Here is a 15,857-nt window from a genome sequence, read left to right as displayed (position 1 = left end):
TTCATGCGTCCGTTGCTCCTGGCCTTGCTGCTTTGCGCGCAGCAGGGGCTTGCGCACGCCGCTGACATCTACGGCTACATCGACAGCAAGGGCATCGCCCACTTCGCTTCCGAGAAGATCGATGAGCGCTATCAGATCTTCTTTCGCGGCGGCCAGAGCTTCGACACGGCCAAGGGAATTTCGCCGCTCGGCCGCGGCGGGCGCAGGCTCGACGGCAAGGTGCCGCCGGCGTCGCAGACATTGCTGGCGCTCTTCGAAGCCTCGCCAAGCTACAAGACCGCAAAGGCCGCACTGCGAGACGCGTCGAACAAGCATTCGATCGACTACGAGTTGCTGCAGGCGCTCATCGCCACCGAATCGGGCTTCGACGCGCAGGCCGTCTCGCCCAAGGGCGCAATGGGCCTCATGCAGCTCATGCCGGCCACCGCGCAGCGCTACGGCGTCTCCGCGGACAAGCGCGGCACCATCGAGAAGAAGCTGTTCGATCCGCGCGTCAACATTGCCGCCGGTTCGCGCTACCTGCGCGACCTGATCGCGATGTTCCCGGGGCAGATCGAACTGGCGCTTGCCGCCTATAACGCCGGCGAAGGCGCGGTGCAGCGCGCGGGCAACAAGATTCCGAACTACAAGGAAACGCAGAACTACGTGCAGACGGTGCTGCGGCTCTACGCTTATCTCAAGCCTTCGGCAGGCATGGCGGCGGACGGCGGCAGCACCGGCGGCACCGGCAATGCGCGTGGCGGCAAGGCACCGGGCCGCATTCGCATGGAACTGGTGGTTCCCAAGGGCGGGGCCGTGGGGCGTGGCAACATGCCGTCCGACTCGCCCGCCGGCATGCCGGCAATGCCCGGGATGTCCGAACAGCCGGGGGTGCCGGACGCTGCCATGGAAACGCCTGTGTCCTGATGCCGTACACCCGCCTTTCGCCGCCATCGCCAACGAAGGAGTCCGTCATGCAGCGGCGCAGCTTCGTTCTTGCGACTGCCGCTTGCGCGCTGGGCGGCGCTGCGCGCGCGCAGCATGCGGCCACGCACGACACGCTGCCGCCTGTGCCGTCGTCGAAAGAGCCGTATGCACGGCTGCAAGGCGGCGTTCCGCATCACATGACACCCGAGCAAGAGGCCCAGCGCGTCACGGACAGCCCGGCACCCGCCGGGCTCGCCGGGCGCTGGGTAAAGCGCGCGGCCCTGCCGATTCCGCGCAGCGAGATGGCCTGGGCCACCGCCGCGCAAGGGCGCATGCACGTGGTCGGCGGCTATGGCGAAGGCGCCGTCAACCGCGACTACCATCACATCTACGACCCCGCGGCCGACCGCTGGCTCGACGGTGCGCCGCTGCCGCGCGGCGCCAACCATGTGGCGGTTGCGGCCGACGAGGGCCGTGTCTACGCGCTTGGCGGCTTCGTCGAACAGAACCGCCGCTCCGACACCAACGCCTATGTCTACGACATTGCGGCCAACCGCTGGGCCACCATTGCGCCGTTGTCGCGCCCGCGTGGTGCAGCCGCGGCCGTGATGCTGGATGGCTCGCTGCACCTGATAGGCGGCGCCTCGGAGCCCGCGGCCGAACGCGCGAGCGTCGGCTGGCACGAGGTGTACGACCCCAAGGCCGACCGCTGGAGCACCCGCAAGCCGCTGCCCGGCGCACGCGACCACGTCGGCTGCGTGGCGCACGGCGGCCAGATCCACGTGATCGGCGGGCGCTTCAACACCTTCGAATACAACACCGACCTGCACCACGTCTACCTGCCCGCACGCGACACCTGGGAGCTGCGCGCGCCGCTGCCCACCAGGAACCCACCCTCCCCGCCCATGGCGAAGAGACGGCCCCGGTACACCACCAGGCCATGCCACCGACCTGCACCACGTCTACCTGCCCGCACGCGACACCTGGGAGCTGCGCGCGCCGCTGCCCACCGCACGCTCGGGGCATGGCCTGGTGGTGTACCGGGGCCGTCTCTTCGCCATGGGCGGGGAGGGTGGGTTCCTGGTGGGCGGCGTGCCGCGCCAGGCCAAGGTTTTCGGCCAGATGGAAAGCTACGACCCCGTGGGCGACACCTGGCAGCGCCATGCACCGATGACCACGCCGCGCCATGCCGTCGGCGCCGCGGTCATCGGCGACTGGATCTACGTGGCCGGCGGCGGCGCGGTGCTCGGCGGCTCCGTGCAGTCCGCTGTGCATGAGGCTTTCACACTAGGCTGAGCGCGCAAGCGCACGGCCAGCAACTGTTTCTCTTTCTCTCTTCTCCATGGACGACTCTCAACCTCCGCTCGATCTCCAGGGTCCCACCGACGGCGACACCACCCTCACCCTTGCCGATTACGCGCAAACCGCTTATCTCGAATACGCGCTGAGCGTGGTCAAGGGCCGCGCGCTGCCCGACGTATCCGACGGCCAGAAGCCGGTGCAACGGCGCATTCTCTATTCGATGTCGCGCATGGGCCTGGGCTTTGGCGGCGCCAACGGCACCGTGGGTGCCAAGCCCGTCAAGAGCGCACGCGTGGTCGGCGACGTGCTGGGCCGCTTCCACCCGCACAGCGACCAGGCCGCCTACGACGCGCTGGTGCGCATGGCGCAAGACTTCTCGCAGCGCTATCCGCTGGTCGACGGCCAGGGCAACTTCGGCAGCCGCGACGGCGACGGCGCCGCGGCCATGCGCTACACCGAGGCGCGCCTGGCCCGCATCACCAGCCTGCTACTCGACGAGATCGACGAGGGCACGGTCGACTTCATTCCCAACTACGACGGCAGCACCGAAGAGCCGCGCCTCTTGCCCGCGCGGCTGCCGTTCACGCTGCTCAACGGCGCAAGCGGCATCGCAGTGGGCCTGGCCACCGAAATTCCGAGCCACAACCTGCGCGAGATTGCAGACGCCTGCGTGGCGCTGATCAAGTCGAACGGCAAGCTCAGCGAAGAAGAGCTGCTGCAGATCGTGCCCGGCCCCGACTACCCGGGCGGCGCACAGATCATCAGCGGCCCTGCCGACATTGCCGATGCCTACCGCACCGGCCGCGGCTCGCTCAAGGTGCGCGCGCGCTGGAAGATCGAAGACCTCGCACGCGGCCAGTGGCAGCTGGTGGTCAATGAGCTGCCGCCAGGCGTCAGCACGCAGAAGGTACTCGAGGAAATCGAGGAAATCACCAACCCGAAGGTGAAGGCCGGCAAGAAGGCCTTGAGTGCCGAGCAGACGCAGCTCAAGGCCGCGATGCTGTCGGTGCTCGATGTGGTGCGCGACGAGTCGAGCAAGGACGCCGCCGTGCGCCTGGTGTTCGAGCCCAAGACGTCACGCATCAGCCAGGAAGAATTCATCACCACGCTGCTCGCGCAAACCTCGCTCGAAACCTCGTCGCCGATCAACCTCACGATGGTGGGCATCGACGGCAAGCCGACGCAGAAGTCGCTGCGCCAGATGCTCAACGAGTGGATCGCGTTCCGCGAGATCACGGTTGAAAAGCGATCGCGCTACCGCCTGAACAAGGTGATGGAGCGCATTCACATTCTCGAAGGCCGGCAGCTGGTGCTGCTCAACATCGACGAGGTGATCGCCATCATCCGAGCGGCGGAAGAGCCGAAGGCAGCGCTCATTGCGCGCTTCAACCTTTCGGAAGTGCAGGCGGAGGACATCCTCGAAATCCGTCTGCGCCAGCTTGCGCGGCTCGAAGCCATCAAGATCCAGCAGCAGCTCGACGAACTGCGCACCGAGCAGAAAAAGCTCGAAGACATCCTCGGCAGTCCGGCGGCCCTGCGCCGCCTGCTGGTGAAGGAAATCGAAGCCGATGCCAAGTCCTTCGAAGACCCGCGCCGCACGCTGATCCAGGCCGAGAAGCGCGCCGTGGCCGAAGTCAAGGTGGTCGACGAACCCGTGACCGTCATCGTTTCGCAGAAGGGCTGGGTGCGCGCGCAGAAGGGCTGGGCCAGCGAAAAGGCCGCGGGCAACGGTTCGGCCGCACCCGAATACAGCTTCAAGTCCGGCGACGCACTCTACGGCGCCTTCGAATGCCGCAGTGTCGACACGCTGCTGGTCTTCGGCAGCGCCAAGGACAAGACCGTGCGCGTGTACACCGTGCCCGTGGCCTCGCTGCCCGGCGCGCGCGGCGACGGCCAGCCCGTGACCACGCTCATCGAGCTGGATGCCGGCACGCACGTCACGCACTTCTTTGCAGGCCCGGTGGGTGCGAGCGTGCTGCTGGCCAATACCGGCGGCTACGGCTTCACCGCCACGGTCGAAAACATGATGTCGCGCCAGCGCGGCGGCAAGGCCTTCATCGACGTGGGCGAGGGCGAGCAACTCTGCCGCCCCTCGCTGGTGGGCGGTGCGAGCGGCGCCGAGCCGATGCCCGCCGCCACACATGTGGCCTGCGCCTCCACCGGCGGCCGCATCCTGACCTTCGATATCTCGGAGCTCAAGAGCCTGCCCAAGGGCGGCCGCGGCTTGACGCTCATCGACCTGGACGCCAAGGACACGCTCGCGGGCGCCGCGGCCTACACGCGCAGCGTGAAGATCGAAGGCATTGGCCGCGGCGGCAAGGAGCGCGACGAAACCCTGGAGATCCGCACGCTCAACAACGCGCGCGGCAGCCGTGCGCGCAAGGGCAAGGCGGCCGACCTCGGCTTCAAGCCGACGAGCATCGTTCGGGTCTTGTGATGGGCGGCATCGACTTTAGCATCATCGGCCTCGTGATTGCGGTGGTCACTGGCATCGGCAGCTTCTGGTTCGGACGCCAGATGCGCCTGAAGCGCGGGGCCAAGCAGCGCGAAAAAGACCGCATTGCGGCGCAAGCCAACGAAACCCGGCAACAGCGCCGCGCGCGCGAGCGCAAGGAACGCGGCTAGGCCCCGGCGGGCGGCGCACCTATTTGAGGCCGTCCCACCAACGCTCGTTGGTGCGGGCCTTTCCTACCGTCAGCACTTCGCCGATGATCGGCGTTGCCAGTTCGATGTTCTTTGCCTTCGAAAGGTTGGCGATGCGGTCCAGCGGATCGTGCCAAGTGTGAAAGGCGAGGTCGAAGGTGCTGTTGTGCACCGAATAGAGCACCTTGCCGCGCAGGTCTTCGAAAGCCTGCACGCTTTGCTCCGGCGTCATGTGCACGGCGGGCCAGTAGGCGTCGTAGGCGCCGTTTTCCATCAGCGCCAGGTCGAAACCGCCGAAGCGTTCGCCGATCTGCTTGAAGCCCGGAAAGTAGCCGGAGTCGCCGCTGTAGAAAATGCGCTGGCCGCCGCTTTGCACCACCCATGAGGCCCACAGCGTGCGGTCGCGGTCTGTCAGCGTGCGCCCCGAGAAATGCTGCGCCGGTGTGGCGGTGAGCTTCACGCCGTCGTGTTCGCCGCCCTGCCACCAGTCGAGTTCCGTCACGCGGTCGGCCGGCACGCCCATGGCCAGCAGCCGCGCGCGCACACCCAGCGGTACGAAGTAGCGCTGCACGCGCAGTGCAAGGTACTCGATGGTCGCCACGTCAAGGTGGTCGTAGTGGTCGTGCGAGAGGATCAGGCCTTCTATCGGCGGCAATTGCTCGAGCGTGAGAGGCGGCTTGTGGAAGCGCTTGGGCCCGGCGAAGCTGAACGGCGATGCCCGCTCGCTGAACACGGGGTCGATCAGCCAATATTTCCCCTGCAGCTTGAGCAGGTGGGACGAATGCCCGAGCCGCACCACGTGGTTGGCCTTGGGGTCGAGCGCCTCCAGGTCGGCGGTGCTCAGCATCTGCACGGGAATCGGATCAACCGGCACGGTGTCGACCTTGCTGCCGACGATAAAGCGCGACCAGATTCGCCAGGCGCTGGCGGAAGGCAGAACCTCCGGGTTCGGCAGGTTCTGGAAGCCGCAGCCCTTGAACTGCGGCGATGCGTCGTAGCGTGCCTCGCACCCGCTGCTGCTCACGCAGCCGGCTGCCAGTGCGCAGCTTGCAGCGAAGAGCGAGGTGCCGTAGCTGCGAAAGCGGCTCAAGAGGTGCTTCGGAGAGAACAGGGGGCGGGCAGCTTCATTCATGAATGCGGATGTTCGGGGTGTTTGCGGCGCGAGCTTAGCCGCGGCTTCGTTGCCAATGGTTTCAACGGCAGAAACATTCGGCGCAAAGGGGCTTTGCGCGCCGGTTGTCGTATGCCGTGCGTTCTATGGCCGGTAGCGGCGGCGCGCGGCACACTGAAAAGCGCCGAACCTCGCGGCCGTTGAAAGGGCAACACCCACCATGAGCAGCAATCGCTATCCCATCATCTACGTGCGCGGCTACGCCATGACCGAGGCCGAACGCGACGACACGGCGGCCGACCCGTTCTGCGGCTTCAATGTGGGCTCCACCGTGTACCGCGCCACCGTCAAGAAGGAAGCACCGGCACAGAAGTTCGTCTTCGAATCTCCGGTGGTGCGGCTCCTGGCGGACTTTCAATACCAGAGCGTCTACCAGAACGGCCTGGACATCTTGGACAACGACTGGAAGCCCTCGCCCGACGAAACCGGGAAGGACGTAGACGGCATTCCAGCGGCATCCATCGTCATCTACCGCTACTACGACAGCGGCTCGGAGCTGCTCGGCGACGGCAAGTCGCGCGACGTGAAGATCTACGCGCAGGGCCTCGGCAAGCTGATCCTGCGCGTGCGCGACCTGGTCGCGCTGCGCGAGGGTGCCGCGTTTTCGCCCGCGGACTTTCGCTGCTATCTGGTGGCGCATTCGATGGGCGGGCTGGTCGTGCGGGCCTTTCTGCAGAACCCCACGCTCGGCGACGCGGCGGCGCGCGCCTGTGTCGACAAGGTGTTCACCTATGCCACGCCGCACAACGGCATCGACCTGGGCGGCGTCAACGTGCCGGGCTGGCTCACGGCGAACGAGATGAACACCTTCAACCGCGACAAGATGTCGGAGTTCTTGGACACCGCACCGGTCGATGGCCGCATGGACTACCTGCCGGCCGCAGCCTTTCCGGCCGAGCGCTTCTTCTGCATGGTGGGCTCCAACCGCGGCGACTACGAAGCGGCCAAGGGCCTGTCGCGCATGTTCGCGGGCCACGGCAGCGATGGTCTGGTGCGCATCGAGAACGCCTCGCTCTGGTCCATCGACGAGGCAAAGCGCAGCAAGCCCGTGGCCACCGCCTACGCCTTTCGGTCGCACTCGGGCTACTTCGGCATCGTCAATTCCGAGGAGGCGTACCAGAACCTGGTGCGTTTCTTGTTCGGCGACGTGCGCGTCGATCTTTGGTTCGACGTCGACAGCGTGACGTTGCCGCCCGACCTGCCCAAGGACGCCGATGTCGATGCGCTCTACCAAGTCGAGCTGCTCGCCGCCCCGCGCGGCAAGCGCTGGTACCTGAGCCGGCGCGTGGCCGAGGAAGATTCGCCCGCCTGCCGCACGCACAAGGAGCTCACCGGTCCGGCCAAGCCCGAGCGGCGCTCGATCTATCTGTCGACCGTATTCCTGGCCAACAAGGCCCGCGTGAAGCAGGACAGGCCGACGCTGGCCTATGCCATGACGCTCGGGGTGCGCGTGCCCGACTACCAGGTCAACAAGAAGTTCTGGCTCGACGGGCACTACGAGGGCAGTTCGCTGTTCCGCGACACGCTGGTCATCGAGCTTTCCCCGCCCCAGGCGGACGACCCCGCGCAGAACTGGAACATCAAATACGGTTGGCAGACCGACACCGCGGGCAAGGCCTCGCTGCCGATGAGCTCGACGCAACTGGCCAACGGCAAGCAGCAGTGCATCGTGCCGCTTTCGAGCCTGGGCGCGGCAGCAGCGGCACCGGGCATCAGCGGCAAGGTGCGGCTCGAAGTCAGCGCCTGGAACTGAGGCGGCTGGGCGGGTAGCAGGGGCATACTCGGGGCGGCCCCGAGTCCTTGCCTGCTTTCCACTCCCATGAAAACTGCCGTTCTCGTCATCGACATGCAACGCGGCCTGTGCGACGACCCACCGCGTCCCTACGAAGCCGAACAGGTGATCCAGCGCATCAATGCGCTGACCGAGCGCGCACGCGCGGCCGGCGCACCGGTGGCTTTTATCCAGCACGAGAATGACGTCGACCTGGAGTTCGACTCCGAACGCTGGCAACTTGCCGATGCGCTGTACGTGGATGCAGGCGACACGAAGATCCGCAAGACCACGCCCGATTCGTTCCTGCGCACGCCACTCGAAGCATGGCTGACGGGGCATGCGGTACGGCGCGTGGTCATTTGCGGCTATTCGTCGGAGTTTTGCGTGGACACCACTGCGCGGCGTGCCGCAGCGCTGGGCTACGAGGTCACGCTTGCGGCCGACGCGCACACTTCGCACGACAAGCCGCACGCCACGGGCGCCTTCATTCGCGCGCACCACAATGCCACGCTGGCTGACATCACCAGCTTCGGCGTGCGCATCAGCGCCGTGGACAGCGCTCAGATCGCGTTCGGCGATTGAACCGGAAGCTCTAGGGCATGCGCCCGGTTGCGAGCGCATGGGCCCAGTCCGGCCGCCCGTTTTTCAGCGCCAGTGCCGCCATGGCCGTGTGGTCGTAGGGCACTGCAATCAGCCGGGACGACCATCCGCTTTCGTGCCGTTCCACGATGGCATAGCGCGCGTTCGGAGAGCCGGTTTCCACGGCGTGCGGATACGGATGAATGTCGTCGTAGGCCGGCAGGCCGACGCTGCCCGGATTGACGATCAACTGCCCGCCGGATGCATGCGCCACGCGCGGTACATGGGTATGACCGCAGGCGATCAGCTGTGCATCGACCTGGCCTAGGCGCGCATCAATTTCCGCCTGGGTCGCAGCGCGGAACACCGTGGGCTCCACGGTCTCCAGAAAGTATTCGAGATCGCTGGAAGGCGTGCCATGACAGAGCAGGACTTCCGGACTGAAGCGCAGGCTGTGCCCGAGCGACGCGATCCACTCGAACTCCTTCGCGCCGAGCCGCGCATGCGCGAACGCATCGGAGGGGCCGCGCTTTTCGGCAGGCATCGTTAGCAACTGACGTTCATGGTTGCCCGCGAGTTGAACCCAGTCTTGCGCCATCAGGAACTGCGCGGTCTCCAGCGGCATCAGCGGGCCGGAGAGGCTGTCGCCCAGGTTGACGATGATGTCTGCGCCGCGGCGGGCAATGTCTTCGACCACGGCTTCGAGTGCGGGGAGGTTTCCGTGGATGTCGGAGACTAGGGCTATGCGCATCTGACAGGGCTTTTTTTGAGGGGCGGAACGATCTTAGTCCTGAGGTGCGTTTGGGTCTTTGTTCAGGGCGGGTGCAAAGGCCACCGGGTGCTCCCCTCCGCGAATGTCCCCCGCCTTCGGCTCCTCCTTTATTTCGCTGGAGGCCGCAGGCCGGGGGACATTCGCGGAGAAAGGTACCCCGTCGGCGGGCGCGCCGCCCTGAACAACGCACACGTGAAGATCAATCAGCCCCAGACCGCCAGACCCGAGCCAGCGCACTGAGCTTCCCGCGAAACCCCAGCCGATCATTCGACAGCGCATCGATGAAGTCAGACAGGCGCTGCGATTTCACCATCGTGTAGATCGTGAGCCAGGTCGTGAAGACGAAGACCACGCCGAACCAGATCGCCTTGCGCCACAGCGGCGCGTCGGCCTCAGCCAGCAGGTTCATGCCCAGAAAGCCCGTGGTGACGGTGCCGATCAGGCCGAACAGCGTGACCACCGTGAGCCGCACCACGGTGCTTGCCTGCCGGCGCAGGCTGTCCGCATCGAGGTAGGTGTTCATGTCGGCGATGCGCGACTTGACCTCGTCATAGAGCGGATCGAGCCCGAGGTGCGTGGTGCACATGTGAGAGAGCGCGCGCACCTGCGCCTGCTCCGAAATCTCGTGGAACCAGTAGCGGTGGGTAAAGCGCAGAAAACGCTCGAAGCTCGAGCGGATGGCGCGCTTGAACTGCTTCACGCTGGGCGTACTTCGAATGTCGAGCCGCTTGAGCGCCTCCACCAGCTGGTCGGAGAACATCAGGAGCGATGCCTTCTGGAAATGCGCGATGAGAAACAGCAGGAAGTGCTGGTGCCTGAACTGCGCGAGCACGCCGCGGTCGCGGCAGCAGAAGAATTCGGAGCGCGCATCGCCCACCACGATCAGCGCATGGCCGTTGCACAGGTAGCGCGTGTTCGGCGCCGCGCCTGCGTCGACCCAGAAGCGGTCGTAGCAGTACTTGTGTTCAAAGTCTGCAAGGTGCTGCTCCGCATAGGGCAGGTGGGCATCCCGCGCTGCATCGGCCTCGGCAGCGCCGGTGACCAGGCCGAGCCGTATGAAATCGTTGCGCGAGAGGCGCTTCGGGTCGTCGAGCGAAAGGTATGCCATTACGGGCATGCGGTAGTACTCGATCTGCCGGTAGCGCAGCACGCCGGGGTCGTCGGAATGGTCGCTCACCAGCGGCTGCATCAGGTAGGCCCAGTGGGCCGAGATGCGCGGCGCGCGATGCTCGGCCACGTGCGAAAGAAATGCGTCGCGCTGCTGCGCATCCGATCGCGCGAGCACGCTGCCGTCGGCGGCCAGCCACTCGACGCTGGCCATGCAATGCAGTGCGCCGCCAGCGGCGTTCCAGCCAGCGGGGTAGGCACGGCCGAAGCGGTAGAGCAGGTCTTGCGCCTGCGCAAGGCTCAGGTTGTCCGCGCCGACTTCGAGGTTGAGCAGCACCACGTCGATGTCGAAGAAGAAATACAGGTCGCAATGCACCACGTCGAGCGTGATGGGCGCGTCGCCTGCCTGCGGCACCATCCGCACGGCTGCAATGTCGCGGCGGCGAAAGATGCGCATCGGCGAATCGCCATCGTTGCCGCCTTCTTCGCCGCTCTTGCCCTTGGAGCGGCCTTCGCCGTAGAGAAAGCGCTGCACATACGGCAGGAAGCTCACGAACTCGTTGTAGTGGCGCTCGTGAAAGCGGCTGCTGTCGCCGGTGTATTCGTCGATCTCTTCGCGCCAGGGCGAGGCGTCGCCCATCTCCCGCAGCACGTGCCAGGGGCCGTGGTGCGCGGGCGTGGCATCAGGTGCCGGCATGAGCCGCAACGGCCAGAGCAGGGCTTGCCTGAAATGCTGCACGGCAGGTGCTGGGGGTGTATTCAGCATCGCTGCAGTGTAGGCAGAAGGTGCGTGGAAAAGCTGACCTAGGGGAATCCCTAGGTCGTTCTGAAACCGGTTTCATATAAGCTGCAAGCATTGCTTTTGGGGCACGCGCACGGCAACGCCCGTGCTCGCAAACATGAACTACCAGTTTCAATTCGACGCCGTCTTCGCTGCCTGGCCGCTGCTGCTCAAGGGCACCTGGATCACGATTCAGCTTTCGCTTTCCGCCACGCTGATCGGCCTGGTGGTCGCCATCTTCTGTGCCTGGGGAAAAACGTCGGGGCCGGGCTGGCTGCGCTTTGTCATCAACGCGTACATCGAGGTCATCCGCAATACGCCGTTCCTCGTGCAGCTGTTCTTTTTCTTCTTCGCGCTGCCGGCCATCGGCCTGCGCTGGTCGCCGCAAACAGCTGCGCTGGTGGCCATGGTGGTGAATCTCGGCGCGTATGCGACCGAAATCATCCGCGCGGGGATCGAGTCGATTCCCAAGGGGCAGATCGAGGCGGGCAGGGCGCTCAACCTCAAGCCCTGGGAGATCTTCCGCTTCGTCATCATCAAGCCTGCGCTCAAGGCCATCTACCCGGCGCTCACGAGCCAGTTCATCCTGCTGATGCTGAGCTCGGCCGTGGTGTCGGTCATTTCGGCCGACGACCTGACCTCGGTGGCCGCCAACCTGCAGTCGCAGACCTTCCGCAGCTTCGAGATCTACATCGTGGTGGCTGCCATCTACCTCGCGCTGGCACTGGCCTTCTCGGCCATGTTCAAGCTGATCTACAAGCGCACGCTCAACTATCCGGACCGCCGGTAACAAGCCCCGGACGGAGCCAGAACCATCATGCGTACCTTCGGTTTTCCCGAATTCCTGTTCATTCTCGAAGCGGCCAAATGGACGCTGGCGCTCTCGGCCATTGCCTTCGTCGGCGGCGCAATCCTGGGGCTGATCATTGCGCTCATGCGCACGTCCGAATCGGCGTGGGCACGCGGCGTATCGACCACCTTCATCCAGATCTTCCAGGGAACGCCGCTGCTGCTGCAGCTGTTCCTTGTGTTCTTCGGCGCGCCGGTGCTGGGGCTGGACATCAACCCGTGGATTGCTGCGGGCGTGGCGCTCATCCTCAACAGCGCGGCCTTCCTGGGCGAAATCTGGCGCGGCTGCATCGAGGCGGTTCCGCGCGGCCAGTGGGAAGCCGCGGAGGCCCTGAGCCTCAAGTACAGCGCGCGCATGCGCGACGTGGTGTTGCCGCAGGCTTTCAAGATTGCGCTGGCGCCCACCGTGGGCTACCTGGTGCAGATCATCAAGGGCACCTCGCTCGCGGCCATCATCGGCTTCGTGGAGGTAACGCGCGCCGGGCAAATCGTCAACAACGCCACCTTCCAGCCGCTCATCGTGTTCTCGGTGGTGGCCGCCATCTACTTTGCGATCTGCTGGCCGCTTTCATTGCTGGCCGGGCGCATGGAGCGCAAGCGTGCACAGGCGCTCGCACGCTGATCGTTTTTCGTTTTCTCTCTTCTCGTCGCTTCCTTCTTAATTTCAGGAGACACATCCAATGACCCGTACCACCACCCGCCGCGTTGCCCTGGCAGCCCTTGGCCTTGGCGCCGCGCTCACCGTGTTCGCACCCTTCGCATCGGCCCAATCCGTGGCCGACATCAAGAAAAAGGGCGAGATCACCATCGGCATGCTGGTCGACTTTCCGCCCTACGGCACCACCAATGCGCAGAACCAGCCCGACGGCTATGACGCCGACGTGGCCAAGCTGCTCGCGAAAGAGTGGGGCGTCAAGGCCAACATCGTGCCGGTGACCGGCCCCAACCGCATTCCCTTCCTGCTGACCAACAAGGTCGACGTGCTGGTCGCTTCGCTGGCCATCACGCCCGAGCGCGCCAAGCAGGTGCAGTTCTCGCAGCCCTATGCAGCCGCCACCATCGTGCTGTACGGCGCCACCAAGACCCCCATCAAGGGCGCAGCCGACCTGAAGGGCCTGCGCGTGGGCGTGGCCCGCGCTTCGACGCAAGACGTCGCCGTGACCAAGGCCGCACCCGAAGGCACCGAAATCCGCCGCTTCGACGACGACGCCTCGGCCATGCAGGCGCTGATTTCGGGCCAGGTCGACGCCATCGGCTGCTCGGTGACCGTGGCCGCGCAAATTGCCAAGCGCGTGCCCGCCGGCAGCTACGAGAACAAGTTCACGCTGGTGCAGCAATCGATGGGCATTGCCATGCGTCCGGGCCAGGAAGAGCTGCACAAGGCGGTCAACGAATTCGTTGCCAAGAACACCGCCAATGGCGAGCTCAACAAGCTCTACCAGAAGTGGCTGCAGGCCGACCTGCCGAAGATGCAGTGAACCGCAAGGGCTGAAGAAGAAAAGGGAATCCTGGCATGACGACGGAATCGATCATCCGCATGGAAGCGGTCAACAAGTGGTACGGTGAATTCCAGGTGTTGACCGGCATCGACCTGTCGGTGCGCCAGGGCGAACGCATCGTGATCTGCGGGCCTTCGGGCTCGGGCAAATCGACGCTCATCCGCTGCATCAACCGGCTCGAAACGGTGCAGAAGGGCCGCATCGTGGTCGACGGCATCGACCTGACGGCCGGCGGCAAGAACGTGGACGCGGTGCGTGCAGAAGTGGGCATGGTGTTTCAGCAGTTCAACCTGTTTCCGCATCTCACCATCCTGGAAAACTGCACGCTCGCGCCGATGCGCTCGCGCGGCATGAGCAAGGCGCAGGCGGAAGAGGTGGCCATGAAGTACCTCACGCGCGTGCGCATTCCGGAGCAGGCCAACAAGTACCCGAGCCAGCTCTCGGGCGGGCAGCAGCAGCGCGTGGCCATTGCGCGCGCGCTGTGCATGACGCCCAAGATCATGCTGTTCGACGAGCCCACTTCGGCGCTCGACCCCGAAATGGTCAAGGAAGTGCTCGACACCATGATCGGCCTCGCCGAAGACGGCATGACCATGCTGTGCGTCACGCACGAAATGGGCTTTGCCCGCAGCGTGGCCGACCGGGTGATCTTCATGGCCGAGGGCAAGATCGTCGAGCAGGCGCCGCCGCAGGAATTCTTCAGCAATCCGCAGAACGAAAAAACGCGCCAGTTCCTCGGGCAGATCCTGAGTTCGCACCAGGCCCACTGATGTCTTTTCAGGTACTCGTTTCTCTGTCGTCCTTCGGTGCGGCCGAGGTGGGCCGGCATGGCCAGCTCTGGTGCTCGCAACTGGCGCTGGAGGCAGGCGCCGATTCGGTCGAGGTGCGCGGCGAAATGCTGCGCAACCCCGATGCGGAACTGCCTTCGCTGGCGGGGCTTGCCTCCGTGTATTCCAGCCCCGAAGGGCTGTGGGCCGAAGGGGGCTGGCTCGACAGCGCAGCGTTGGCACGCGGCATTGCCGCCGCAACGAAGCTCGGCGCCAAGCGGCTCAAGATGTCGATCGGCGACTTTCGTGCGTCGTCTCACGGGTCGCTGTGGGGCTTGAAGGTGCAGCTCGCGGAAACGCGCGTCGAACTGCTGATCGAAAACGACCAGACGGTGCGCGCCGGCACGCTACCGGCACTGCAGACCTTCTTCGACGTGGCCGACAAGGCCGGCGTCGAACTCGGCATGACCTTCGACATGGGCAACTGGCACTGGCTCGGCGAATGCCCGCTGCAGGCGGCCCAGGCGCTGGCCCGTCGCGTGCGCTACGTGCATTGCAAGGGCGCGCAGCGCCTGCCGCACAAGTGGGTGGCGGTGCCGCTGGGCGACTCGGCCGCGCCGTGGCGTACCGTGCTGCGCGCGTTGCCGGCCGATGTGCCGCATGCCATCGAATACCCTCTGGTGGGCGACGACCTGATGGCCGTCGCACGCACGCAAATCGATTTCATCCGCTCCGCGCGAGCCTAGAAATACATGACAGAACCGACCGCTTTCGACGTTGCCCTGTTCGGCGAGGCCATGCTGCTGCTCGTGGCCGACCGGCCCGGTCCGCTGGAAAACGCAGAGGCGTTCTACAAGCGCACCGCCGGTGCCGAGACCAACGTTGCCATCGGCCTTTCGCGTCTCGGCCTCAAGGTGGGCTGGGCCAGCCGGCTGGGCACGGACTCGATGGGGCGCTACCTGATTGCAACGATGAAGGGCGAGGGCATCGACTGCTCGCACGTGATCTGCGACCCCGCGCAGCGCACCGGCTTCCAGTTCAAGGGACGCGTCACCGACGGCAGCGATCCGCCGGTCGAATACCACCGCAAGGGCTCGGCCGCGAGCCACATGGGCCCGGCCGATGTCGACGAAGCCTGGCTGCGTTCGGCGCGCCACCTGCATGCCACGGGCGTGTTCCCGGCCATCTCCGACACCAGCCTGCAGGCCGCGCTCAAGACGATGGACGTGATGCGCGCGGCCGGCCGCACCATCTCGTTCGACACCAACCTGCGGCCTACGCTGTGGCCGTCGACCGACACCATGCGCCACTGGATCAACGAGTTGGCTTCGCGCGCGGACTGGGTGCTGCCCGGCATCGAAGAGGGCCTGCTGCTCACCGGCCATACCCAGCCCGAAGACGTGGCGCGCTTCTATCGGGAGCGCGGCGCGAAGCTGGTGGTCGTCAAGCTTGGTTCCGAAGGCGCTTACTACGACAGCGACGTGGCGGGCACCGGACGCGTCGACGGTTTTCCGGTGAAGGAAGTGATCGACACCGTGGGCGCCGGCGACGGTTTTGCGGCCGGCGTGGTGAGCGCATTGCTCGAAGGCAAGAGCGTGCCCGACGCCGTGCGCCGCGGTGCATGGATCGGCGCACGCGCGGTGCAGGTGTTGGGCGACACCGAAGGCTTGCCGACGCGCGCCGAGCTCGAAGAAGCAGGACTCTGAA

The 15,857-nt window shown here is 65.7% G+C and carries 15 protein-coding genes and 1 pseudogene; 13 read left to right on the top strand and 3 right to left on the bottom strand.

Going from position 1 to position 15,857, the window contains the following annotated elements:
- Positions 1 to 3 precede the first annotated feature (3 nt).
- The 5 genes and pseudogenes from QHG62_RS15905 to QHG62_RS15885 all read left to right on the top strand — a co-directional run bounded on the left by QHG62_RS15905 (position 4) and on the right by QHG62_RS15885 (position 4,833).
- A complete protein-coding gene (locus QHG62_RS15905) occupies positions 4 to 906 on the top strand; it encodes a lytic transglycosylase domain-containing protein (protein WP_281146593.1) in 903 nt (300 codons plus the stop codon).
- A pseudogene (locus QHG62_RS27735) lies at positions 906 to 1,472 on the top strand (Kelch repeat-containing protein); the annotation flags it as partial. The gene QHG62_RS15905 and the pseudogene QHG62_RS27735, both read left to right, overlap by 1 nt.
- A 493-nt stretch (positions 1,473 to 1,965) precedes the next feature.
- Positions 1,966 to 2,202, top strand: a complete 237-nt coding sequence (locus QHG62_RS15895; RefSeq protein WP_281146592.1) for a kelch repeat-containing protein — start codon at positions 1,966 to 1,968, stop codon at positions 2,200 to 2,202.
- Positions 2,203 to 2,248: 46 nt separating this feature from the next.
- On the top strand, positions 2,249 to 4,645 hold the full coding sequence (gene parC / locus QHG62_RS15890; RefSeq protein WP_281146591.1) for a DNA topoisomerase IV subunit A: 2,397 nt from the start codon (positions 2,249 to 2,251) through the stop codon (positions 4,643 to 4,645).
- On the top strand, positions 4,645 to 4,833 hold the full coding sequence (locus QHG62_RS15885) for a hypothetical protein (protein ID WP_281146590.1): 189 nt from the start codon (positions 4,645 to 4,647) through the stop codon (positions 4,831 to 4,833). Before parC ends, QHG62_RS15885 begins: the two co-directional genes overlap by 1 nt.
- A gap of 19 nt (positions 4,834 to 4,852) precedes the next feature.
- Here QHG62_RS15885 and QHG62_RS15880 read toward each other — a convergent pair whose 3' ends face one another.
- Positions 4,853 to 5,983 (bottom strand): MBL fold metallo-hydrolase, encoded by a 1,131-nt coding sequence (locus QHG62_RS15880; protein ID WP_281146589.1) that lies wholly within the window; start codon positions 5,981 to 5,983, stop codon positions 4,853 to 4,855.
- A 199-nt stretch (positions 5,984 to 6,182) separates the two neighbouring features.
- On the opposite strand from QHG62_RS15880, the gene QHG62_RS15875 reads away from it, so the two are divergent.
- Together QHG62_RS15875 and QHG62_RS15870 are read left to right on the top strand one after the other, a co-directional pair.
- Entirely contained in the window at positions 6,183 to 7,775 is a 1,593-nt protein-coding gene (locus tag QHG62_RS15875; protein WP_281146588.1) for an esterase/lipase family protein, read from the top strand.
- A 66-nt stretch (positions 7,776 to 7,841) separates the two neighbouring features.
- Positions 7,842 to 8,378 carry a cysteine hydrolase family protein gene (locus tag QHG62_RS15870; RefSeq protein WP_281146587.1) on the top strand — a complete coding sequence of 179 codons (537 nt, stop codon included), beginning with the start codon at positions 7,842 to 7,844 and terminating at the stop codon, positions 8,376 to 8,378.
- Positions 8,379 to 8,388: 10 nt separating this feature from the next.
- Here the strand turns inward: QHG62_RS15870 and QHG62_RS15865 are convergent, their stop codons facing one another.
- Together QHG62_RS15865 and QHG62_RS15860 are read right to left on the bottom strand one after the other, a co-directional pair.
- Entirely contained in the window at positions 8,389 to 9,126 is a 738-nt protein-coding gene (locus QHG62_RS15865; RefSeq protein WP_281146586.1) for a metallophosphoesterase family protein, read from the bottom strand.
- Between the two features lie 220 nt (positions 9,127 to 9,346).
- On the bottom strand, positions 9,347 to 11,020 hold the full coding sequence (locus tag QHG62_RS15860) for a hypothetical protein (protein ID WP_281146585.1): 1,674 nt from the start codon (positions 11,018 to 11,020) through the stop codon (positions 9,347 to 9,349).
- A gap of 133 nt (positions 11,021 to 11,153) precedes the next feature.
- On the opposite strand from QHG62_RS15860, the gene QHG62_RS15855 reads away from it, so the two are divergent.
- The 6 genes from QHG62_RS15855 to QHG62_RS15830 are packed head-to-tail and all read left to right on the top strand — an operon-like array spanning position 11,154 to position 15,856.
- A complete protein-coding gene (locus QHG62_RS15855) occupies positions 11,154 to 11,825 on the top strand; it encodes an amino acid ABC transporter permease (RefSeq protein ID WP_126749056.1) in 672 nt (223 codons plus the stop codon).
- A 27-nt stretch (positions 11,826 to 11,852) separates the two neighbouring features.
- Entirely contained in the window at positions 11,853 to 12,506 is a 654-nt protein-coding gene (locus QHG62_RS15850; RefSeq protein WP_281146584.1) for an amino acid ABC transporter permease, read from the top strand.
- A 58-nt stretch (positions 12,507 to 12,564) separates the two neighbouring features.
- Positions 12,565 to 13,362 (top strand): transporter substrate-binding domain-containing protein, encoded by a 798-nt coding sequence (locus QHG62_RS15845; RefSeq protein ID WP_281146583.1) that lies wholly within the window; start codon positions 12,565 to 12,567, stop codon positions 13,360 to 13,362.
- A 35-nt stretch (positions 13,363 to 13,397) separates the two neighbouring features.
- Entirely contained in the window at positions 13,398 to 14,153 is a 756-nt protein-coding gene (locus QHG62_RS15840; RefSeq protein WP_281146582.1) for an amino acid ABC transporter ATP-binding protein, read from the top strand.
- Positions 14,153 to 14,896 carry a sugar phosphate isomerase/epimerase family protein gene (locus QHG62_RS15835; protein ID WP_281146581.1) on the top strand — a complete coding sequence of 248 codons (744 nt, stop codon included), beginning with the start codon at positions 14,153 to 14,155 and terminating at the stop codon, positions 14,894 to 14,896. The genes QHG62_RS15840 and QHG62_RS15835 overlap by 1 nt, the downstream gene beginning before the upstream one ends.
- Positions 14,897 to 14,902: 6 nt before the next feature.
- Positions 14,903 to 15,856, top strand: a complete 954-nt coding sequence (locus QHG62_RS15830) for a sugar kinase (RefSeq protein ID WP_281146580.1) — start codon at positions 14,903 to 14,905, stop codon at positions 15,854 to 15,856.
- Position 15,857 lies beyond the last annotated feature (1 nt).

Source organism: Variovorax paradoxus (assembly GCF_029919115.1).
Taxonomy (GTDB): domain Bacteria; phylum Pseudomonadota; class Gammaproteobacteria; order Burkholderiales; family Burkholderiaceae_C; genus Variovorax; species Variovorax paradoxus_O.
The sequence above is the reverse complement of the archived record's forward strand: the minus strand, read 5'-3'. Positions and strand labels throughout refer to the sequence as shown.